The organism is Streptomyces ossamyceticus, assembly GCF_001418475.1.
Taxonomy (GTDB): Bacteria; Actinomycetota; Actinomycetes; order Streptomycetales; family Streptomycetaceae; genus Streptomyces; species Streptomyces ossamyceticus.
This window is the reverse complement of the sequence record NZ_LIQX01000271.1, coordinates 1-20147: the sequence shown is the minus strand read 5'-3', so window position 1 is coordinate 20147 and position 20147 is coordinate 1. Positions and strand designations below refer to the sequence as shown.

Sequence of the window (20147 nt, the reverse complement as noted above, 5' to 3'; positions counted from 1 at the left end):
CCTTCTGCCGGGCCGGGCCCTCACGCCCGCCCCAGGACCACCGTCCCCGAGGAGCAGAACCAGCCTCCCGTGCCGGAGACGACGGAGAGGCGGGGGAGGTCGCCGCCGGGGGAGCGGAGCTGCCGCTCGCCTGCCTCGCCGCGCAGCTGGCGGACGGCCTCGACGAGGAGGAAGAGGCCGCGCATACCGGGGTGCTGGGCGGACAGGCCGCCGCCGTCGGTGTTGACGGGGAGGTCCCCGGTGAGGGTCAGCCGGTTCTTCTCCACGAAGGCGCCGCCCTCGCCCTTCGCGCAGAAACCCAGGTCCTCCAGCGTCACCAGCGTCATGTAGGTGAACGCGTCGTAGATCTCCGCGAAGTCGATCTCGGACGGGCGGACACCGGCCCGTTCGAAGGCGAGACGGCCGCTGACCGCCGCCGGGGAGACCGTGAAGTCGGGCCACTCGGACTCGATCTCTCCCATAGGTTTGACGGTAAGCAATGAGATACAGGCATGCTTGTCCACCTACGTCTAGGTGCTTCTCCTAGACATAGGTAGACAAGCCTCAACCCTCAGGGCTACCGTCCAGACGGAAAGACCCCCGCGACCGTCCGACCGGTCCGGGGGCATGGCCACCAGCCTCTGAGGAGCTGATGACAGTGAGCATTATCCACGCGTTCGTGCGCTGGGCCCTGGGCGTGCTCGCCCCCGGTACCGGCAGGCGCAGGGCGGGCACGCGCCCCGCCAGGCAGACCCTCCCCCGTACGCCGGAGGCGCCCGGCGCGGCTGCGCCCTGGCCTCCGGTGCGGCGGTCGCCGTACGGGCTGGAGGAGCCGTTGCCCGGTGAGGCGACGGCGGTGGTCCGGCCGTATGTGGTCCTCGCCGAGCGGGAGCGGGCGCTGGAGTGTGAGCGGGCGCGACAGCGGCGGGGTCGTGTCGCGATGGTTCTCGCGGCGGACTTCGGTGTCGACCTCGACCTGCATGTGGTGGGCGCCGAGGCGGTGGCCGGATGACTGGGCCCGGTGAACGGGGCGAGTGCCCCGGGGCCGTGGCGGGCGGGGCTCGCGTGCCGGTGCGTATGTGTGTCCGATGCTGTGCAATCACCGATACGCCGGTCGTCGTCTCGGTGGTGCACCAGGGTTCCGGTCCCGGTTTCACGGTGTACGCGTGCCGGGACTGCGCTCCGCACTTCCCGCGTGTGCCGGATGTGTTGTCGCTGGCGCCGGAAGCCGGCCGTGGCGAGGGGGAGGGTGAGAGGTGAGCGGCGGGTACACGGTCGGGGCGCCGCCCCTCGACCGCGCCCCGAGGCACGACCCGGTGCGCGAGGCGTGCCGTCGGACTCACGACGCGCCCCTGCCGGGGACGGTCGGGTTCCTGCCGGTGCGGCGCTGCCCGTGCCCTTCCCGCATGCCCACGCCTGGGGAAGAGCGGTGAACGCCGGAACGCCTCCCGAGCCGGGCGCGTCACGCCTGACCCTCAGCGTCTACCGCCTCGACGGCGACGGACGCCGGGTCGGCGTGGCGGAGCCGACTGCGTACGCACCCGGCGCGGCCACGCTCCCGCCGGTGTCCCTCGGGTGGCCCCCGTGCCGCTGCCCGCGCTGCCGCACCGGCCACGGCCCACGCGGGCGATAGGGCTGCAGTGGACGGCAAAGAGGATTCGCTGCTGTCAGGTCGCGGTCACCTGTTGGGCAAGCAACAGTGCGAGGGGGCCGCCCTGGAGCAGGAATCGTCCCTGGATGGCTGCCTTAATGGCGTCGGCCATCGGCCACCACATGAGCTTGAAGTCCGCTTCGCTCGGCGTGAGCAGCTGCGGGCCACAGGCGAGTCCCTCGGCCAGGAAGAGGTGGATTCGGGCAGGGGAGTTCAGGGTGATCGCGTACGAGCCGAGGGAGCGCCAGGCTTGGGCGGTGACGCCGGCCTCCTCGCGCAGTTCGCGCCGCGCGCACTCTTCCGGTGTCTCGTCATCTTCCCGGCGCCCCCCGGGCAGGAACACGTACTCCCCGCCGTGCCGGGGGAACTCGGCGGTCAGAACAGCGACCATGCTGTCCGCGTCTCGGGCCACGATGACGGAGGCGTCGCGCTCTGCCCCTCGCCGGGATGTGTCGCTCATGGCCGGGAGCGTAGCCGCCTACTCTGACAGCCAGGCCGCGAACGGCACGTTCAGCACGGTCGGATGGGCGATGCCACGGCCACGGTAGCCGTCCTCGCCGAAGGCGTCTCCGTGGTCGGCGCACATGATGATCAGCCATCTCTTCTTGCCGGTGAGCCCGTCGACCAGGCGGCCGAGGTGTTCGTCCGCGTAGGCGAGTGCGGCGGCCTGGGAGTGCCAGGAGTCGCCACTGTCGCCGATGTAGTGGCCGTGGGGGACGTGGGTGGCGGAGATGTTGACGAACAGGAACAGCGGACGGCCGGCGTACTGCTCGGCCACGGTCAGTGCGTGATCGACCTGGTGGCGGGTGGAGTCGGGTTCCGGGGAGCAGAACTCGGGGCGCCAGTGGTCCTCGTCGAACATGTCGGGCAGCACCGACCCGAGCGGTGTCTCCCGCGAGAAGTAGGTCACGCCGCCGATGCACACGGTGCGGTAGCCGTGCTGGGCGACCCCGGTGAGGAGGTTCGACGCGTCGAAGACGAACGTGCCCGCATCGACCGTCTTGACCGCGGGCGGGCGGCACTCCCACAGCCGCGGCGGCTGTACGGGCTGCGGGAGTTTGGGCAGGAAGCCGGAGAAGAACGCGATGTGCGCGGGGAGGGTGAAGGTGCCAGGGGTGCGGCGTTCCTCCCACGCCTCGCCCGGCAGGATCTTCGCCAGACGCGGGGTCTGCCCGGCGTGCAGGGCCGCACGGGCGACGTCATAGCGCAGGGAGTCCAGGGTGACGAACAGGATGCTGGTGCCGCTTCGGATGACCTCGGCCGCGTCGATCACAGTGCCTTCACCAGATCGCGGCGTTCGGTGATGCGGCCCTTGGCCTGGTCGTTCACTGGGAGGGGGACCCGGTCAGAGGCGATCATCTGCCGCAGTCTGGCCAGGCCGGTGTTCTCGGTGACCGTCTGGCCGTCCGCGTCGTAGAGGTGGATCGTGACGGTCTGCCGCCCGCCTCCGCCGGTCGTGGTCAGCAGGGCTCCGGGGACGCCCCCGAGTTGTGCCATGGCGTGCAGGAGTTGGGCTTCGTCGGCCGTGCCGAGGCTGGAGACCTGGCAGCCGAAGTGCTCGGCGTTGATGGCCCCGCGGCAGAACCGCTGGTGGAACTCGGCCGTGGTGGGGTGGCTGTCGTGGGCCACGGCCATCTGCCGAGCCCGGCTGATCACGACGAAGCAGGCGGCGACCCACCAGGCGACGCCCTCGTGGATCTCGCCCGGGAACGCGCCGGCGACGCGGCCGTCACGGATGACGGCGTCGGTGTCGATCGGGTTGAGCACGCCTGCCCTCCAGGTGCTTGACGATGATGTCGGCCAGGTCGTCCGGGCTGCGGCCGTCGGTGGGGAGAACGACCATGCTCGGATCGTTCTCGGCGACGGACTGGAAGTTCTCCCGGAGCCGGGCAAGGCGGCCGGGGACGTCGTACAGGTCGGTGTCGTCCTGCTTCACGTCCGTCTTGGTGCTCATCCGATCCTTCAACGAGTTGTCGGAACTGGTGAGGTAGAAGGTGACGTCGGGCGCCATGAGGTAGGGCAGGAACGGGGCGATCAGCTCTCGCACCTGATCCAGGCCCACTTGGTTGACGGCGGCGTGGCAGGCCATGACCGAGGAGGCGTACCGGTCCGCGACCACCGGCCCCCTGCAAAGGTGCTGCCGTGCGGCGTCGGAGACGTGCAGGAGACCGGAGAGGTAGAAGGCGAACTGCGGAAGCGGGCGAAGCTCCCTGTTGACCATGTCGGACCAGCCGGTGTGCGGATCGGTGAGGGTGTGGATGTCCGTGGCGCCCAGTCGCTTGGCCAGCAGGCGGGCGAGCGTCGACTTTCCGACCCCTGAGACGCCTTCCAGGACGACGAAGGGCCCCTGTCGTCCTTCATCTGCCCCGGGCATGTACGGGGCGCGCAGAGGGCTCACAGGGTGCCCTCGGTGAAGGCGGACACGTGTTGGGCAACGGCCGCGGGAATCTGCTCCGGATCGGCCAGCAGGGGCCGGATGTCCATGCGGAGGTCGTCCCGCAACAGGCAGGGCTGGACTCCGCCGGCATGGTCCAAGCGCAGGGCCCAGAAGCCCTCCACGCACTTGGCCTTCACCGGGCAGGTGCCGCACTGGCCGACATGGTGACGCCCGAGTTCGCGTTGGATGACGTCGATCTCGATGCCGTCGATGCGGAAGATCCGCCGCCCCTGGCCAGTGCCGGAGACTTCCGTCTCCTCCTCGCTGGTCAGGGTGCGCAGGTGGTCGATGATGCCCCGGGCCCCGACGGCCGAAGACTTCCGGTCGGCGTTGAAGTCGGTGTCCACCAGCTCGATGAACTGCACCGGCAGCCTGCGCTCCAGGGCGAAGGCGAGGATGTCGTGCAGTTCGTGCTCGTTCTCGCGCTGGATGAGCGTGTTCAGTTCCACTCGCTCGAACATCTCGCGGGCGGCCTCAATGCCGCCCAGGACGGTCGCGATGCCGGCGCGGGTCTGGGCAATGGACCGAAAGGAGTCGTCGGAGAAGTAGTGCAGGGAGACCTTCGCCTTGTCCAGGCCGGTCGTGGCGAGCCAGTCCTGATGGGTGCGCATCAGCAGGCCATTCGTGATCAGTGTGTAGGACACGTCCGGGCCGTGGACGGGGAGCTGGGTGAGGACCGGCCGCGCCAGCTTCGACGCCAGCGGCTCACCGCCGGTGAAGTAGACCCGCTTCAGACCGGCGCCGATCAGCTTGCGCAGGACGTTCACGTAGTCGTCGGCGGTCAGTTCGCGGGCACGGGGCTTGGCGTCGCGGTGCAGATGAGTGAACGGCGGCGGCACGTCGCCCTCGTTGTGGCAGAACCAGCACTTCAGATTGCAGACGGGGGTCAGTGAGACCCTGAGCTGTCCGCGCAAGGCCGCGAAGTTCCGCAGCGCGGTCCAGTCCACGTCGGTTTTCGGGAGCGGAACGGTCAAGACCTGCTCCTTTCGCCTGGTGAGCTCCAGCCATGAGCGCGACGGTACGGAGCAGGCGTTGTGGGGCGCCATGAGAGTTGCGCGAAGTTGCGCCACTCCTCGGCGAGGTTGCCTAAAGTTGCTGATCGAGGCCATCCAAAGCCCGGCCTCAGGGGGTCGGTTTCGTGGAAGCTTGGGAGATCGGTCCCCGAGGTAAAGGACGTGCTCATGACCCGACGACTGCGTTTCAACGGCACGGGCAGCGGCGTCAACGGATGCCCGTCCATTCATGAAGACCTCGACACGGGTGAGGTCATCGTGCACGGCCCCGCCCTCACCGACCCCGACGACATCGCCCGGCTCCGGCACCTGAACGAGGGTGAAGTGCCCATCGTGGTGCCGCGCGAGCTGCTGGTCGACTTCGGCCCAAAGGAGGCCGTCCGAGTGCCGAACATCATCGGGCTGGACGAGTTCGACCGGCTCTTCACACAGTTCGAGCACACGGCGTGGCGTCTGGAGACGCGCCGCCGATACGCGTCGGACGAGCTCACCGACACTTACGCCCAGTTCACGCGTGGCGAGCCCGTCAACTGGCAAGGCGTCGACGCGGAGTGGTGCGCCGAGCGCCGCGAGCAGAGCGCGCTCGGCAAGCGTTTCGAGCGTGTCCGCATCGTCGACAACCCTCCTACGGCAGGCCAGCTGTACCTACTCGACAACGCGCGTCGCAACAGCGCCGTCGGCGAGAAGATCCTCAATCTGTCGCGAGGGGATGCCGACCGCCTTGGCCTGCCCGCCGAAGATTTCTGGATCTTCGACTCGCGGCTGGTCGCGCTGCTCAACTTCGATGACGCCGACAACCTCGTCAGCGTCGAGCTGATCACCGAGCCTGCCGCAGTACTGTGGTACGCCATGACACGCGACGCGGCGCTGCATCATGCCATCCCTTATGAGGAGTTCGCGGCCCGGTTGACCGCGCAGGAGGACTGAGGCAGGTGCGCTCCGGTGAGCACGGATTACCAGCAGGCGCGAGAAGCACTCGGGGTACGGCTGCGCGAACTCCGGCTCTCCGCCCCTGGCGGCCGACTCACCGGTACGGAACTCGCTGAGCAGTACGGGTGGAACAAGTCCAAGGTCAGCAGACTGGAGAACGGCAGGCAGACGCCCACGCCCGATGACCTGCGCAAGTGGGCGGAGGCAACCGGACAGCCCGACGCGTACGACGAACTGCTCGCGCGCCTGAGGGGCTTCGAGTCCCACATCCGGTCATGGAGGCGGCAGCTGGCCTCGGGGCACAAGGCGGTCCAGGACACTCACCTGGGCGCGCATGCCGACGCCTCGATGTTCCGTGGCTGGGAGTCCTCCATGATCTTCGGGATTCTCCAGACACCGGACTACGCGCGGTCGATCTTCACGAGATACGCGGAGCTCCAGCGGTCGCCGCGCGACACCGAGGAGGCGGTCCGGTCCCGCATGAAGCGGCAAGAAGCCCTGTACGACTCGTCCAAGCGCTTCCACCTCATCCTGTGGGAAGCCGCGCTTCACGCCCTGATCTGTCCGCCGTCCGCGCTCGCCGCGCAACTCGACCGCCTTGCAGGAGTCATCGGCCTGGACACGGTGGAGCTGGGAATCGTCCCCCTGTCCGCTTCACTGAAGATCCCCCCGGCCACCGCCTTCTGGATCTACGACGACCGCCAAGTGATCGTCGAGAACTGGCACGCGGAGTTGTGGATCGACGACGGAGCCAGCGTGGACACGTACCTGCGCACCTGGAACACACTCCGGGAGTCCGCCCTGTACGACGCTGCCGCCCACCGTCTTATCCGTGCGGCACAACGGGCGCTGCGCTGATGCGCCCGGGTCGACGCAGACGTCGAAACCGCCGCCGACGGAAGCCAGACCCTGGTCCTTACCCCGGACGCCAGTCCGGCTGGAAGGTCACCGAGACCAAGAAGCGGTGGAAGTACGGCAACGGAGACGTCGCCCAGAACATCACCATGGCAGAGAAGAACTCCGGGTCATGCGTCATCGGCGGGGACTCCGGTGGCCCCGTCTAAACCGGAAAATGCCGCGTACTGTTTACCGACATCTCCCTGGCGGAGAAGCCGCTTCCGGGAGGGGTAAAGAAGTGGTGACCATGGCACGGCACGCACGCGTGCTCGGCGGTGTCGCCGCCCTCCTCGTGGGTCTGTCCGGCTGCGCCGACTCGTCAACCTGCGCCGGGGTCGAGGTGGTGTCCCAGGTCGGCGTATACGTCGTGCAGGACGGCTTCGGCGATCTCGCGGGCGCCACCTACGAGTTGTGCACGCGCGGCGAGTGCGCCAAGGGCGAGATGCAGCAGCAGGGCATCTCAAACCTGGCCGTCGGGCTGCCGGACGACGTCGACCCCGACACCGCCCCGGTCCGTCTCCGCGTCACCCGCGCGGGTGCGGCCAAGCCCTTCATCGACGACTCCGTCGACGCCAAGCTCGTCCATCAGTCCGACGGCTGCGGCGGCGGTGGTTACTCGCAAGCGCTGGCGTATACCAAGGAGGACGGTCTGCTGCCGAACGTTCCGAAGGAGATCGGGAAGGCCTGGGTCGAGCAGCGCACGGCCGAGGCCACCGCAGATCCCAGCCCCACGGCATCCTCCTAATCCTCGGCACCCCGTGCCCGGCCCCTGCTCGGAGGAGCCGGGGCACGGCCTTGTGCGGTGAGCGGCGGTTGATACTTTCCGCGCCATGTCGCATGCAGCAGCGCGGGAGATGCGCTCTCCGATCCGGTCGATCCACCCGTATGTGCCCGCCGTTGAGCAACAGGGCGATGTGATCTGCTCGATGGCGTCGCGGGACGAGTGCGAGCACAAGCTCGTCGCGGAGGTACGCCCCGAGTTCAGAGACGGCAGCTCCCCGCGCTGGCGGGTGTGCGGCGAGTGGCTGACCAGCCACCCGTCAGCCATCGCCCACATCACCACGTACGGCTTTCAGGAGCCCGTCATCCCTTGGCAGAGCAGCCCGGAACCCCCGGCGAGGACTACGCCGGCCGATACACCGCCTGGCCGGGATCCGGTCTCACGATGAGTCCCTCATCGGCCAGCTCCCGCAGGATGCGGCGGGCCTCCTTGCCGGCTGCCTCGCTGCTCGTCGGCTCGTACCCGGCGACGCGCAAGGCCAGGACAGCGCGCTCGGTGTCCCAGGTGCCGGCCAGCGCCTGGATCACCGCGGCGAGCGCCTGCTTGTGCGTCAGCGCCTTCTCGGTCATCTCACCCTCCCCTTCCGAAAACCGCCACAGCATGGCACACGGCGGCACGGCCCCTGCCTGCCGGACAGCCCGAAGTGGAAGTCGGGGCACAGCGGAAGCCCGAAGAGATCGCCTTCCGGGAAGCGGCCCGCTCGGCCCGCTACAGAGAGGGCTTGAACCCGGTCACCCACTCGAAGCCGAATCCGTATGCCCGGTCGATGAGTTCCTGGTTCGACGACCACGAGTCGGTCGTGAACCAGCGCACCTCGCGGCGGAGGTCGAGGGTGTCACGTCCTGGGGTCAGCAGCGCGATGGCGCACGACGTGGCCCCGGCCGGGGAGTCGTCGAGGTGGATCCGCCAAGTGCCGCTCGGCGCGCTGATGGTGACGACGCCGCCCAGTGCCCGGAGGTCGACTGCGCCCTCGTAGATGTACACGTAGACGAGGAGCTTGGTGAACTGGCGCCGATGCTCAAGGCTGATCCGCAGCGTCTCCCCGTCCGAGGTCTCGCCCGTCCGGTCGTCCTGATCGAGGCTGACGTAGGGCCAGGCGTCCAGAGCGCCGAACGTCTCCCCGAGGGGCTGCACAGCGGTTCCCGTGCCGTCGCGGGTGAGGACCAGGCAGCCCAGATCGAGGTCGGCCTCGGCGGCGACCGACCAGTGGGCGACAACCTGATGAAGGGCCGTCAAAGCCTGTGAGCGCCGACGTTGCCATGAGGATGCAGCGGCCCCGGGAGCCAGTGGAGGAACCCCTGAACAGCTCGCCACGCAGCCTCATGCAACCCCCCAACGTCAGCGATAACCGCTGAACTCGGTCGGGTTCACCCGTGTCCACGACGCGGCGCTCTGGCGGCAGACCGTGTCTCACGGCCTGGCAGCTGTCTGGTGCCAACGCCCCGCCGCAGCGGCGGAGGAGGCGAATCGATCCAGGTCTGTTGCGCTAGGCCCAGGAATGCATGCACTGAAGTCCCGGTATTCATGGGTGCGTTATTGGGTTCAGTCGGTCCTTCGATGTGCGTGAAGTCACGAGAGCGATTGGCCTTTTTGCCGTTCTTGAACGCCTTTATATCGTGAGCTTTTTACGTAGCCCTTACATAGAATCCAAGTGGCTCATCAGCTTTGCGGATGGTGCATCAACATGCGTAAAGCATGCATATATAGGGGGTTTTGTGAACGCAAGGTTCACAATGGCGGCCACATCGTTGGCCCTGTCTTTGAGTTTCGCCGTCCATACGGCAGGCGCGACCTACGCAGCCGATTCCACGACCAAGGCGGACAAGAGCTTTTCTCAAAGCAGGGTTGCGAGTCAGAAGGTCACCGAGGCTCCGGACGTCCAGTCCGCACGGCTGGCCGCTGTGCTGGGAGGTGAGCGCGTGGAGGCCGTGTCCGAGCGTGCGGCCGACTCCACGACGTGGGTCAACCCGGACGGCAGCCTGACCACTGAGGCCACGTCGGGTGACATCCGGGTGCGAGAGGGCGGGCAGTGGAAGCCCATCGACACCACGCTCGTCGACACGGGAAGCGGTCTGGAGCCGAAGACCGCTGTCGCCGACGTGGCTCTGTCCGACGGTGGTTCGGGGGACTTCGCCTCGGTCAGCCGTGGTGCGCTGACGTTCGGTCTGGACTGGGGAAAGGCTCTTCCGGAACCCCGGGTGAACGGGGCCACTGCCGTTTATCCGTCGGTCGTCCCGGACGGTGACCTGCACGTCACCGCTCTGCCGCACGGGTTCACCGAGTCGCTGATCCTCAAGAAGCGGCCCACCGAGCCGGTCGAACTGCGGCTGCCCGTCACTCTGGACGGGATGGACCTGGAGAAGACCAGTCAGCGCCATCTCCGTCTGGAAGACGGGGACGGTGACCTCGTGGCCAGCGCACCGGCGCCCCGGATGTGGGGCAGCGGCACGGACTCCAAGTCCGGTGATCCGGACCGCTCGGCGGAGATCGCCACCACGGTGGAGGAGACCGCGGAGGGCACCGTCCTGGTGCTGCGCCCGAGTCACGAGTTCCTCTCGGATCCGACTGTCAGCTACCCGGTCACCATCGACCCGACGACCACGCTCGCGGCGTCGACCGACACCTGGGTCGCCACGAACTACCCGGATTCGCAGCGTGGTTCGACCGAACTGAAGGCAGGCACGTACGACGCCGGCACCACGAAGGCCCGCTCCTATGTGAAGTTCGACGTGTCCAAGTACGCCGGCAAGCACATCCTCAGCGCAGAGCTGCGGCTGCACTCGTACTGGTCCTCCAGTTGCTCCACCACCGGTGCCGGCGTGGCAGCGCGGCGGATCACCGAAAGCTGGGACCCGAGCGGCGTGACCTGGGGTGCTCAGCCGACAACAACCGACGCCGGGGCCGCTGTCTCGACATCGTCGTACGGCCATGACGCGGCCTGCCCGGCGAACTTCATGCGCTGGAACGTGGCCGGCATCGCCCAGGCCTGGGCCGACGGCGAGCCCAACCACGGGCTGCAGATCAGAGGGGTGGACGAGACCGACTCCTCGACCTGGCGCCGGTTCCGATCCGCCAACTACGTCGACGGCTCCCAGGGGCCTACCGAGCCCGCGCTTTCGGTGACGTACAACACCAAGCCCGGCGTGGCATCGCCGGTCAGCCCGGCCAACGGCACGGTCACTGCCGACACCACGCCGACCCTGTCGGCGAAGGCCACCGACCCGGACGGTGACACCGTCCGCTTCACCATCGAGGTGTGGAACGCCGACGGCACCACCAAGATCACCTCTGGGCAGTCTCCATACACCGCCTCGGCAGCCGCAGGCTCGTGGACGGCGCCGACGCTGGCCGTCGGGTCCTACAAGTGGCGCGTCGCCACCTATGACGGCACTGACTGGAACGGTACGTGGTCGGCCTGGCGCACCCTCACCGTGGACACCTCTGTGCCCGCCGCGCCCGCACTGTCCTCCAGCACGTATCCGGCCGACGGTCTGTGGCACGGCGACGCGGGCCAGAGCGGTACCTTCAAGATCTCCGACCCGACCGGCAAGGCGGTCTCCGCCGAATACCGGTTGAACGAGGGCACGACAGGCGTCGCCACCCTCACCGGCGGCACGACCACGCTCTCTCTGGCACCCGCGACACGTGGTACGAACACCCTGACCGCACGAGTGAAGAACCCCAACGGCGTGTGGTCCGAGTGGGGCACGTACACCTTCCTCGTGGGCACCATCAAGGGAAGCCTCCCCGCCGCGTTCATCAACGACATCGCTGAAACGCACTTCTTCGAGACGCTGCACCCTCCAGTCGACGACGACAGTCTGGTCGAGGATCCCCCTGCGGACGAGAGCTACCCGGACATCGACGACACACCAGCCGACTTCGTCGAGCAGATCGACCCCGAGGAAGCGGAGACCGAGGACTCCGCCAAGGCCGTGCCGATCGCGCAGCTGCCTGAACGCGCCGATCAGGAGATCATCGGCACCAGCTCCGATGGAAACACCCAGACGGCCGTCAACCTGCCTGCCGCTGTGGCTTCCTCGGCAGAGCTGAGCAGCACGAACCTGGTCGTCTACCCCAACACCCAAACCGACGCCGACACCATCGCCATACGCAAGAACACGAGCGCGGTCGAGGTCTTCCATCTACTGCGCAGCTCCGATGCCCCGACATCCTTCACGTACCAGCCCGCACTCGGCCCCGGAGAAGTCGTCACCGTGGGCGAGAACAACACCATGATGATCTCCAGTCCCGAAGGTGGCCTGACGAGCTTCATCACCGCTCCGCTGGCCCTGGATGCCAAAGGCAGCACCGTCCCCGTCACGATGACGCTGTCCGGCGACGACATTGTCGTCTCGCTCGCCCCGGCCGCGGGACAAACCGTCGTCTACCCGGTTCTCCTGGACCCGGGCCATGGCTACGGTGCTGTCACCCCCGCAGAGCGGCGCTACTGCTTCTGGAACCCCTACGACTGCTCGATCGCCCACGACAGGGCGAACGTAGCCTTCAAGAAGGCACAGGACCTCTACCCGGACAGGACTCTCTTCCAAGGCACGGGTGACGCGTTCCGCCATTGCTACTGGAACGCGCTGATGGAGATTCGCCTCTCCACCAAGGACGCGTACGAGATCGCGACTCGGCACGAGTCCAAGTCCGAGGGCAATGACCAGACGATGGACCTTCGCAACAACTCCATCGGCCGTGGCATCGGGCGCAAGAACGACGGCAAGAGCAGTGCCGGCACCCGCAGCAAGAAGGCATGCCTGAACGCCCAGAAGAATGGCAGCCTGTGGATCATCAAGAGCGGCAACCTCGTCAGGAGCGACAAGTGACCTCAGTACTCAGCCGGCGCCTGGCGCCGATCCTCCTGCTCTTGCAGGTGGCCTACATCGGGCTGTTCACCGTGCTGTTCACAGTCCTGCCGCCGGACACGGCCGAACTCGACCACACGGAAACCTCGGTGCTGGACACGGCGTTGTACGCCGCGACCCTGCTCGGCATCGTGGTCGCCCTGGTGGGCGCAGCCGCGCTTCTCGGACTGGAGAAGGTCCGCGCACGTACCCCGCGGGCCGTGCGCGCAGGATGGCTGGGAGTCGTCGCGCTGGGTCAGGTCGCCATCGCCGTGCTGGCCCTGATCAATGTCTTCGGCCAGGACCCTGGCCCGGACATCGTCTTCGGCGTGGCCATGGCGGTCGCTGCCCTGGGTGCAGCAGCCGCGTGCATCACGGAGGCGCGCGCCTCCGTACCGTTCGGGCCGCACGTGCAGGCGTAGGAGAGCCCATCCATGTAGTCCGTGGCGTCCCCAAGTTCCTGGTGGGGGCGCCACGGTGGTTGTACGGCCTGTTCCGAGGCGAAGCCCGGAATCCGGGGTCGCAGGGAGGCCCTCAAGAACGGGAGGCGGTGTGTGTATCGTGCCGCTTCGCCGTTGTCCGTGAGTGTTGGCGAGTCGGCGGAGCCGCTGGGAGGTGCCGTCACTCGTGCCGGATGTTGCAGATGTGGACGCACTCGTGCCCGGGCACGGCGAGGAACTGGATGAGGCCGCCGCCCTCGCGACCGCGATCCGGAGCAGCGCGGGAACCCGGAGTGCCGGGGGCACCCAGAGCGCCGGGGGCGCCCGATGAGCGTGTCCCCGGAAACCCTCGTGACCGCCGCCGGACGCCTCCTGCAGCCCGCACCGGGTGCCGTGGCGCCCCTGGCGCCCGGCTTGCGCGCCCGTGCCGCCGCCGTCCTGCTCCGCATGGCGCTCGACCAGGCACTAGACGCCTACTGGCAGCGGATCACTCCGTCGATGACGCGGATCGGCAAGCACCGGATGCTGTGCCTGGAGTGGTACGCGGGCCACGACACGGTGCCGCACCACCTGGTCGGCGCTCAGCGCGGCATGCCACTACCGCACGTACGAGCTGCCCCCGGCACCGGCGGAGATCCACACCCGGCTGCTGGAGGTCACCGCCCTCCTCGCCGCCCTGCGCGACGGACCGGACTTGGCTTCCGCCACGGCGGCGGGAGACGCCGGAGACCTCGTATAGCGCAGCGCGTGCCGCGTCCCGGTACGCACACCCGCTCGGGGCGCCCGCTGTCAGCGGCGCCCCCTATCGTTCTGGAGGAACGCACCGTGCACGAATGGGGGACAGGGTGACCATGGCCGACGACGGCACACCGTACCCGGAATTCCGGCTGAAGCTGCCGGGCGGCGGCCCCGAGGCCCGGGGACGGCTGCTGACCGAGAAAGGGACGAACGGCAGCCAGAAGTTCGTCGTCCTGGCCGGGTCGCCGGGGCGTCCGGAGGTGGTGCCCTCCTTCCCCCTCCGCATGCCGTCGTCGCACCGGCTGAGGCAGCGCCTGATCGAGGACGGGATCCTCACCGAGTCGGAGACCTGGCCCGGCTGGCTGGAGCTCGTCGAGGACGTCGAGTGCAACTCGCCGTCGGCCGCCGCCGAGATCCTCGTCGGCCGCAGCGCCAACGGCTGGCTGGAGTGGAAGAGCGCCGACGGCCATCCGCTCTCCGACTACCTCGACCAGGTGTGGTGGGGCCCCAACCGGGCCTGGCTGGTACGCGGTTCCAACGTCTCCGGCCTCGACCTCGTCCCCCGTCTGTGGCTGCCCGGGCGGCTGGTGACCCTGCGCGCACGCCACCTGCGCCAAGGCGTCGAGCAGGGCATCAGCAAGGACCGGCTGCGCACCGCCGTCGAGGAGGACTACGCCTCCACCGCGACGTACAACCAGAAGGTGCAGCTGGTCGAGGAGCTGCACATGTTCCTCTCCCGGATGCGGCCGGGCGACACCATGTGCACCATCTCGGGCGGCCGGCTGTACGTCGGCAAGATCACGGGGGACGCCGAGCAGCTCGCCTCCGAGGACGGCCGGTCGGATCTGCGCAGGCCGGTGGAGTGGGCGGACGACGGGCACGCGTACGAGGACCTGCCCGAGGCGCTCCAGCAGAAGCTGTCGGCGCAGCACGACGTCGTCGATCTGACCGCGGTGAAGGACCTCATCGACGGCCTGGGGATAAGCGACGAGGACCTGATCGAGGAGGCCGAGGCCGCCGACCGGGACCCGAGCGCGGAGATCCCCGCGCTCACCGCCCGGCGCGAGCTGGAGCTGCCCGAGCTCACGGACGAACTGGCCGGCGAGCTCCTCGTGCACGACACCGCCTGGCTGCGCGAGGTACGCGATCTGCTCTGGGACGAACGGCAGTTGGTGCTGTACGGCCCACCCGGGACCGGCAAGACGTACCTCGCCCTGAAGCTCGCGGAGTTCCTCGGCGGCGGGCCCGAGCAGGTCAAGCTCGTGCAGTTCCACCCGTCGTACGCGTACGAGGACTTCTTCGAGGGGTTCCGGCCGCAGGAGGATCCGCAGACCCGCGAGGTCGCCTTCCGGCTCACCGCAGGCCCGCTGCGGGAACTCGCCGACCTGGCCGCCCGCGAGGGCAACCGGCACATCCCGCACTTCCTGATCATCGACGAGATCAACCGCGCCAACCTGGCCAAGGTCTTCGGAGAGCTGTACTTCCTGCTGGAGTACCGCAACAAGTCGGTCCGGCTGACGTACTCCGGCGACGACTTCGCGCTGCCGCCCAACCTCTTCGTGATCGGCACCATGAACACCGCCGACCGGTCGATCGCCCTCGTCGACGCGGCCATGCGCCGCCGCTTCGCCTTTGTCGAGCTGTCCCCGCGCACCGAACCGACGAGCGGGCTGCTGCGCCGTTGGCTAGGACGCGAGGGCCACGACGCCGAGCCGGCCGACCTGCTCGACGCGCTCAACTCCCGTATCGACGAGCCCGACTTCCGCATCGGGCCCTCGTACCTGATGAAGAAGGGCGTCTACCGGGAGGGCGGTCTCGAACGGACGTGGCGGACCAAGATCCTGCCGCTCCTGGAGGAGCACCACTACGGGGAGGGCGTGGACATCGAGAAGCGGTATGGCCTGGCGGCTCTGCGGGAGTCGCTCGGGTGACGCACGTCGTCGAACTCGTCGAGCACGCGGCGGCCGAGGGCGTGGCGCTGCCGGACGCGGTCGGACGGGCGCTGGCGGCCGGCGACATCGTGGACGCGGCTCCCGATCCGTACGTCGCGGGGCACTGGTCCCTGCGGGCCGGCAGCAAGGTCGGCGCCGTGGCGGTCGCGGTACCGGGCGGCGGGCCGGTCACCGTACGGGTCGTGCCCAAGGTCCCCATCGCCCGGCTGTTCTTCCTCCTCGGGTACAGCCTCGACCCGAAGGGCGGCCGACGGGACGGCGAGGTCGATGTGGCGGCGCACCGCGAGCTGCTGCCCGCCCTCGCCCATGCCGTGGAGCGGCAGATCGACCGGGCGCTGCGGCAGGGGCTCCTCCAGGGGTACCGGGTCACAGAGGAGACGTCCCTGGTCGTCCGGGGCCGTGTCCGGGAGGCCGAGCAGATACGGCGGCGGTTCGGAGCGACGCTGCCGGTGGAGGTGGAGTACGACGAGTTCACCACCGACATCGCGGAGAACCGCCTGCTGCGTTCCGCCGTCGAGCGCCTCCTGCGGCTGCCCGGCGTCCCCCGCGACGTGCGTCGCGGACTGTTCCACCAGCGGGCCCGCCTGGCCGACGTCACCCTGATCGTGCGGGGTCGGCCGCTGCCCGCCTGGCAGCCGAACCGGCTCAACGCGCGCTACCAGCACGCCCTGCGTCTCGCCCGAACCGTCCTGGAGAACGCCTCCGTCGAGCACGCGCCCGGCGGGCTGCGCGTCGACGGGTTCCTGTTCGACATGAACAGGCTCTTCGAGGACTTCGTGACCGTGGCGCTGCGGGAGGCCTGCCATGGCCTCGGGCACGCGGCGCGCCTCCAGGACTCGCATCACCTCGACGAGGCGGCCGCGATCCGCATGCGGCCCGACTTCGTGCTGTACGGGCCTGGGGGCGCCCCGAGCGCCGTCGTGGACGCCAAGTACAAGGCCGAGAAGCGGGACGGCTTCCCGGACGCCGACCTCTACCAGATGCTCGCCTACTGCACCGCCCTGGGCCTGCGCGAAGGCCACCTGGTGTACGCCAAGGGCAACGCGCCGCACGCGGCCCACACGGTGCGGCACGCGGGCATCGTCATCCACCAGCACGCCCTCGACCTCGATCAGCAGCCCTCCGGATTGCTCTCGGACGTGGAGAGGATCGCCGCCCGGCTGGTGAGCGGCCCACGCGTATGATCGACCGCTGAGTGTCCGTTCAGGGTGGGGGAGGGCGGATCGTGCCGCAGCTCGCGTTCGCCAACAGCTTCCGGGAGAGCTACGACGTCCTGCACAAGCACGTCAGGGCCGGGGGCTGGAGTTCCGCTGTGTCGCCGTTCTCGGAGCGACGGCGAGCGCGCTTCCCTTCGCCCGCGAGGTGACGCCGGCCTCCGTCGACGCGCTCCAGCACGACTCGGACCTGCTTCGGGAGCGGTGCCTGCTGTTCGTGGCGTGCACACGGGCACGCGAGGCGCTGACGGTGTCGTGGAGCGGTGCGGCCAGTCCCTTCGTGCCGCGGACGCGGTGAAGCCCGGCCCGGTGACATCGCTGAACGTCACTCCTCGGGCGAGAGGGCCCCGTTGCCGAGCCCGTCCCTGGCCAGTGCGGCCGCCTGTTTGCTGAGTTCGGCCACCCTGCGCGCCCGCTCCTCGAACTCCTGCAGGGCGCGGAACGCCGCCCCGTACCGGCGCTGCTCGGCGATGTCCATCTGCGGGATGCGGGCGCCCTTGCCGTCGAGCCGGTAGGTGCCGCTGGCGCTCGTGGACCGCCGGGCGTTCGCCGCGTTGCGCAGGAACCCCCGGAGGTAGTCGGTGTCGAGCTGATCGCTCACCGAGACCGGCTCCGGATCGCCGTACTCGACCAGCCCGGCACGCGCGAGGTCGGCGACGCTGACGGACGGCCCCTCCAGCGTGCTCGGACCGGCGCCCGCCGTCAGAGCCGGCAGAAGCTCGGCCAGTAGCCGCGCCTGCTCCACCAGCTCCCGGCGCAGAGCCTGGTACTCCGTCGTGTAGTCGCGGTGGGACTCCTCGACATGACGGCCGGGAGTGAGATCCACGGCATCGTCGAGGAGTTCGATCAGGGGTACGTCCGCCGTCTGGCCGGTCCCCGGCTCCATGGGGCCGTCCGGGTCGTTCGCCGTGAGGTCGACCATGCGCACCTTCGCGGCGGCGTCGTCCGGCGACGGAGGGCGACGCAGATGCCAGAGGTGTACGGGGAGCGCGTGCGAGGCAGCGCTCCCTGGGGGGAGGGCGATGACGTCCGTGAGGATGCCGCGGCGCACGAGCTCGGCCCGGATGCGGCGGCCGGCCTTGCGGTAGGCGACCGAGGCGGGCATGACCATGAGGACGCGGCCGCCCGGTGCGGTGTGCGCGTAGGCGTGTTGCAGCCAGGCGAGTTCTCCCTCGGCACGCGAGGGTGTGCCGAGCTCCCACCGGGGATCGAGGAGCAGTTCCTCGCGCCCCCAGTCCGGGGAACCGACGGGTGGGTCGCAGACGACCAGATCGGCCTTGAGATCCGGCCAGTGGTCGTCACGCAGGGAATCCCCGATGAGGACATCGACGTCGGCACGTCCCGTGAGGTCGGCTCGCAGCTGCGCGAATCGAGCGCTGCGGGGGTCGATCTCCTGACCACACCGTTTCGGGCCGAGCTCGGGCCCGACGGTCAGCAGGAGCGTCCCGATACCGCACGCCGGGTCGAAGAGGGTCGCGTCGTTCGACACCTCGCCTGCGAAGTGCCGCACCGCCCGGACGATGCGCGGCGAGGTGACCTGGTCGGAGCCGGCCCGGCGCACCGAGTCCGTGAAGCGCTCCGTCAGTGAGCTCACCACGTCACCGGGTGATCCACTGTCGCCGAGCTGGCGCACCAGTCGAACGGCATCTGTCGGCAGGGCCGCGGAAGCCTCGCCCTCGTGATCGGCGAGGAGATGGGCGACCTCGGCGAGCCCGCCGATCATGTCGTCGCCGTAGGCCCCGCGCAGGGCCTGCCACAACTGCACCTCTTCCGAGACGTCCTGACCCTTGCGCTGCTTGTCCAGCCACGCCTGCACCGAGGCCAGGTCGAACAGCGGACTGTTCACACCGCCGCCCGCGGGTGCCGGGAAGTCCTCGTACCGCCGCCGCCAGTTGGAGACTGCGGCACGCGTGACACCGGCGAGCCTGGCGATCTCGGAGCCGGTGACAAGCGGTCCACCGACGGGCGGGGCGGGATGGTCTGCCATGCGCGTCACCGTACACGGGACCCTTGGCTCCATCAATGATGAGGGTATGTTGACGTTGTACACGCCCTGCCGTTTGGGTGCCCGGGGTGAGCGCCGCGTGCACTCTGTCGCGGCTCCTGGCCGGGGGGCGTGCGCGCCGGCCGTGCCGCCCGACGGCTCACCGCAGCTCGTCCACGTACCGGTCCGTCCCGGCCACCGTCGGTATGAACGGTGCGACGAGCTGCACTTCGCCCAGCCCCGAAGCCGCCACCGAGGTGTCCAGGTCCGCGAAGTGCTCGTGCCAGGTCTCGCGGGGATCCTGCTGGAGGAACCACAGCAGGGTCAGTCGGGTCCCCACCCCCTCGACCTGTTTGACGTAGGTCATGCGGTCCAGGGGCAGAGGTGTCGGGGTGAAGACGGTCGCCATGGCCGCGGGCGAGCCCGCCAGGCGTTGCGGGAGGTGGTCGTCGTGTAGCCAGGCGAGCAGTTCCGCGCGTCCGGCGGGGGAGTCGCTGTCGATGACCTGGACGACGAGTCCGGCGTAGGGGTGGTCGAGGGCATGGATGTCGCGAGGGCCTTCATCGGCGTCGCGGTAGACGGTCACCGCGTGATCTTGGAAGGCCGTGAACACATGTGTACGGTCCTGGAAGACCCGGTGGTCGCGGTTGAGGCGCCTGTTGATGCCGACGGTCCAGCGCATGTGGTCGGCGTAGCGTCCGGCAGTCATCCAGTAGACGGAGATGTAGCACCCGGCCGTCACCGGCTGCGCGACGGTGGACTTCTCCGGGTAGCGCAGGAGTTGCAGGTCCCGCGTGGCCACCCAGCGGCGCCCGGCGTACATCCACGGCATGGCCATCGCGCCGGCGATGAAGTGATCGTCTTCGTACCATCGATTGTATTCGCGCTCCCGGCCGGGGTGCGGCTCGACCATGGTGATGAGCGCGTGCCCGAGGTCGGCTCCATAGGGGCCGACGGCGGCAAGTTCGGCATAGAGATGGCTGTGGGTCTCGTCTGCCTTCGTGATGTCGTCTGTCATGGATACGGTCTATCTGACTGATCGTCAGATATGAAGAAGTGTGCCCGCTCGACTTCGCCGGTGCTCAGCGATCACGTACGCCATCCCCGATGGACGGATCAATTACCGTGCCCAGGCTGAACCGCGACGCGCGCGTCTATCAGGACCGTACGCACGTCTTCACGGCGTTCCAGGACCACGAGGTGACCGCCTACCGGGACAGACCGGTACGTGGACCGCCTGCGGTAGCCGGACGGGGAGGCCGCCGGGCGGGGCGGGGCGGA

General features: G+C 68.9%; 17 protein-coding genes and 2 pseudogenes. 9 read left to right on the top strand and 10 right to left on the bottom strand.

Going from position 1 to position 20147, the window contains the following annotated elements; translation table 11 throughout:
• Positions 1-20: 20 nt before the first annotated feature.
• Positions 21-446 (bottom strand): annotated as a pseudogene (locus AOK15_RS21100) (thiolase C-terminal domain-containing protein); the annotation flags it as partial.
• Between the two features lie 185 nt (positions 447-631).
• Here AOK15_RS21100 and AOK15_RS21095 point away from each other — a divergent pair.
• A complete protein-coding gene (locus tag AOK15_RS21095; RefSeq protein WP_055519196.1) occupies positions 632-991 on the top strand; it encodes a hypothetical protein in 360 nt (119 codons plus the stop codon).
• A gap of 655 nt (positions 992-1646) precedes the next feature.
• Here the strand turns inward: AOK15_RS21095 and AOK15_RS21090 are convergent.
• The 5 genes from AOK15_RS21090 to AOK15_RS21070 are packed head-to-tail and all read right to left on the bottom strand — an operon-like array spanning position 1647 to position 5041.
• Positions 1647-2090 carry an NUDIX hydrolase gene (locus AOK15_RS21090; RefSeq protein ID WP_055519194.1) on the bottom strand — a complete coding sequence of 148 codons (444 nt, stop codon included), beginning with the start codon at positions 2088-2090 and terminating at the stop codon, positions 1647-1649.
• A gap of 18 nt (positions 2091-2108) precedes the next feature.
• Positions 2109-2903 carry an STM4013/SEN3800 family hydrolase gene (locus tag AOK15_RS21085; protein WP_055519192.1) on the bottom strand — a complete coding sequence of 265 codons (795 nt, stop codon included), beginning with the start codon at positions 2901-2903 and terminating at the stop codon, positions 2109-2111.
• The gene (locus AOK15_RS21080; RefSeq protein WP_055519190.1) at positions 2900-3397 is read right to left on the bottom strand and encodes a hypothetical protein; all 498 of its coding nucleotides are present in this window, start codon (positions 3395-3397) and stop codon (positions 2900-2902) included. The genes AOK15_RS21085 and AOK15_RS21080 overlap by 4 nt, the downstream gene beginning before the upstream one ends.
• A complete protein-coding gene (locus tag AOK15_RS21075; protein ID WP_079058605.1) occupies positions 3360-4004 on the bottom strand; it encodes a dTMP kinase in 645 nt (214 codons plus the stop codon). The genes AOK15_RS21080 and AOK15_RS21075 overlap by 38 nt, the downstream gene beginning before the upstream one ends.
• Positions 4005-4024: 20 nt before the next feature.
• Complete coding sequence (locus tag AOK15_RS21070) at positions 4025-5041, bottom strand: radical SAM protein (RefSeq protein WP_055519200.1); 1017 nt, start codon at positions 5039-5041, stop codon at positions 4025-4027.
• A gap of 207 nt (positions 5042-5248) precedes the next feature.
• Here AOK15_RS21070 and AOK15_RS21065 point away from each other — a divergent pair, with 207 nt between their 5' ends.
• The 3 genes from AOK15_RS21065 (at position 5249) to AOK15_RS21055 (ending at position 7652) form a co-directional block, all read left to right on the top strand.
• Complete coding sequence (locus AOK15_RS21065) at positions 5249-6007, top strand: DUF6879 family protein (RefSeq protein WP_055519186.1); 759 nt, start codon at positions 5249-5251, stop codon at positions 6005-6007.
• 15 nt (positions 6008-6022) lie between these two features.
• Positions 6023-6868 carry a helix-turn-helix domain-containing protein gene (locus AOK15_RS21060; RefSeq protein ID WP_055519183.1) on the top strand — a complete coding sequence of 282 codons (846 nt, stop codon included), beginning with the start codon at positions 6023-6025 and terminating at the stop codon, positions 6866-6868.
• A 286-nt stretch (positions 6869-7154) separates the two neighbouring features.
• A complete protein-coding gene (locus tag AOK15_RS21055) occupies positions 7155-7652 on the top strand; it encodes a hypothetical protein (protein WP_055519198.1) in 498 nt (165 codons plus the stop codon).
• A gap of 377 nt (positions 7653-8029) precedes the next feature.
• On the opposite strand, the gene AOK15_RS21050 is transcribed toward AOK15_RS21055, so the two are convergent.
• Together AOK15_RS21050 and AOK15_RS21045 are read right to left on the bottom strand one after the other, a co-directional pair.
• On the bottom strand, positions 8030-8257 hold the full coding sequence (locus tag AOK15_RS21050) for a hypothetical protein (RefSeq protein ID WP_205632182.1): 228 nt from the start codon (positions 8255-8257) through the stop codon (positions 8030-8032).
• Positions 8258-8396: 139 nt separating this feature from the next.
• A complete protein-coding gene (locus tag AOK15_RS21045) occupies positions 8397-8924 on the bottom strand; it encodes a tellurium resistance protein (RefSeq protein ID WP_055519179.1) in 528 nt (175 codons plus the stop codon).
• 323 nt (positions 8925-9247) lie between these two features.
• On the opposite strand from AOK15_RS21045, the gene AOK15_RS21040 reads away from it, so the two are divergent.
• The 5 genes and pseudogenes from AOK15_RS21040 to AOK15_RS42430 all read left to right on the top strand — a co-directional run.
• The gene (locus tag AOK15_RS21040; RefSeq protein ID WP_157870319.1) at positions 9248-12520 is read left to right on the top strand and encodes a DNRLRE domain-containing protein; all 3273 of its coding nucleotides are present in this window, start codon (positions 9248-9250) and stop codon (positions 12518-12520) included.
• Positions 12517-12960 carry a hypothetical protein gene (locus tag AOK15_RS21035; RefSeq protein WP_055519173.1) on the top strand — a complete coding sequence of 148 codons (444 nt, stop codon included), beginning with the start codon at positions 12517-12519 and terminating at the stop codon, positions 12958-12960. Before AOK15_RS21040 ends, AOK15_RS21035 begins: the two co-directional genes overlap by 4 nt.
• A gap of 851 nt (positions 12961-13811) precedes the next feature.
• The gene (locus AOK15_RS21030; protein WP_240508527.1) at positions 13812-15647 is read left to right on the top strand and encodes a DUF4357 domain-containing protein; all 1836 of its coding nucleotides are present in this window, start codon (positions 13812-13814) and stop codon (positions 15645-15647) included.
• Positions 15644-16852 (top strand): McrC family protein, encoded by a 1209-nt coding sequence (locus AOK15_RS21025; protein WP_055519171.1) that lies wholly within the window; start codon positions 15644-15646, stop codon positions 16850-16852. Before AOK15_RS21030 ends, AOK15_RS21025 begins: the two co-directional genes overlap by 4 nt.
• Positions 16853-16961: 109 nt before the next feature.
• Positions 16962-17180, top strand: a pseudogene (locus AOK15_RS42430) (3'-5' exonuclease); the annotation flags it as partial.
• 27 nt (positions 17181-17207) lie between these two features.
• On the opposite strand, the gene AOK15_RS21020 reads toward AOK15_RS42430, so the two are convergent.
• Both AOK15_RS21020 and AOK15_RS21015 read right to left on the bottom strand, forming a co-directional pair.
• Positions 17208-18869 carry an N-6 DNA methylase gene (locus AOK15_RS21020; protein WP_055519169.1) on the bottom strand — a complete coding sequence of 554 codons (1662 nt, stop codon included), beginning with the start codon at positions 18867-18869 and terminating at the stop codon, positions 17208-17210.
• Positions 18870-19026: 157 nt separating this feature from the next.
• The gene (locus tag AOK15_RS21015) at positions 19027-19884 is read right to left on the bottom strand and encodes a hypothetical protein (RefSeq protein ID WP_055519167.1); all 858 of its coding nucleotides are present in this window, start codon (positions 19882-19884) and stop codon (positions 19027-19029) included.
• Positions 19885-20147: the final 263 nt, after the last annotated feature.

What these genes read in the sequence shown, in the direction of transcription:
- AOK15_RS21075 (WP_079058605.1), bottom strand. Translation starts at nt 4,004, where the DNA reads ATGCCCGGGGCAGATGAAGGACGACAGGGGCCCTTCGTCGTCCTGGAA.
- AOK15_RS21095 (WP_055519196.1), top strand. Translation starts at nt 632, where the DNA reads ATGACAGTGAGCATTATCCACGCGTTCGTGCGCTGGGCCCTGGGCGTG.
- AOK15_RS21015 (WP_055519167.1), bottom strand. Translation starts at nt 19,884, where the DNA reads ATGACAGACGACATCACGAAGGCAGACGAGACCCACAGCCATCTCTAT.
- AOK15_RS21055 (WP_055519198.1), top strand. Translation starts at nt 7,155, where the DNA reads ATGGCACGGCACGCACGCGTGCTCGGCGGTGTCGCCGCCCTCCTCGTG.
- AOK15_RS21020 (WP_055519169.1), bottom strand. Translation starts at nt 18,869, where the DNA reads ATGGCAGACCATCCCGCCCCGCCCGTCGGTGGACCGCTTGTCACCGGC.
- AOK15_RS21065 (WP_055519186.1), top strand. Translation starts at nt 5,249, where the DNA reads ATGACCCGACGACTGCGTTTCAACGGCACGGGCAGCGGCGTCAACGGA.
- AOK15_RS21030 (WP_240508527.1), top strand. Translation starts at nt 13,812, where the DNA reads ATGGGGGACAGGGTGACCATGGCCGACGACGGCACACCGTACCCGGAA.
- AOK15_RS21090 (WP_055519194.1), bottom strand. Translation starts at nt 2,090, where the DNA reads ATGAGCGACACATCCCGGCGAGGGGCAGAGCGCGACGCCTCCGTCATC.
- AOK15_RS21050 (WP_205632182.1), bottom strand. Translation starts at nt 8,257, where the DNA reads ATGACCGAGAAGGCGCTGACGCACAAGCAGGCGCTCGCCGCGGTGATC.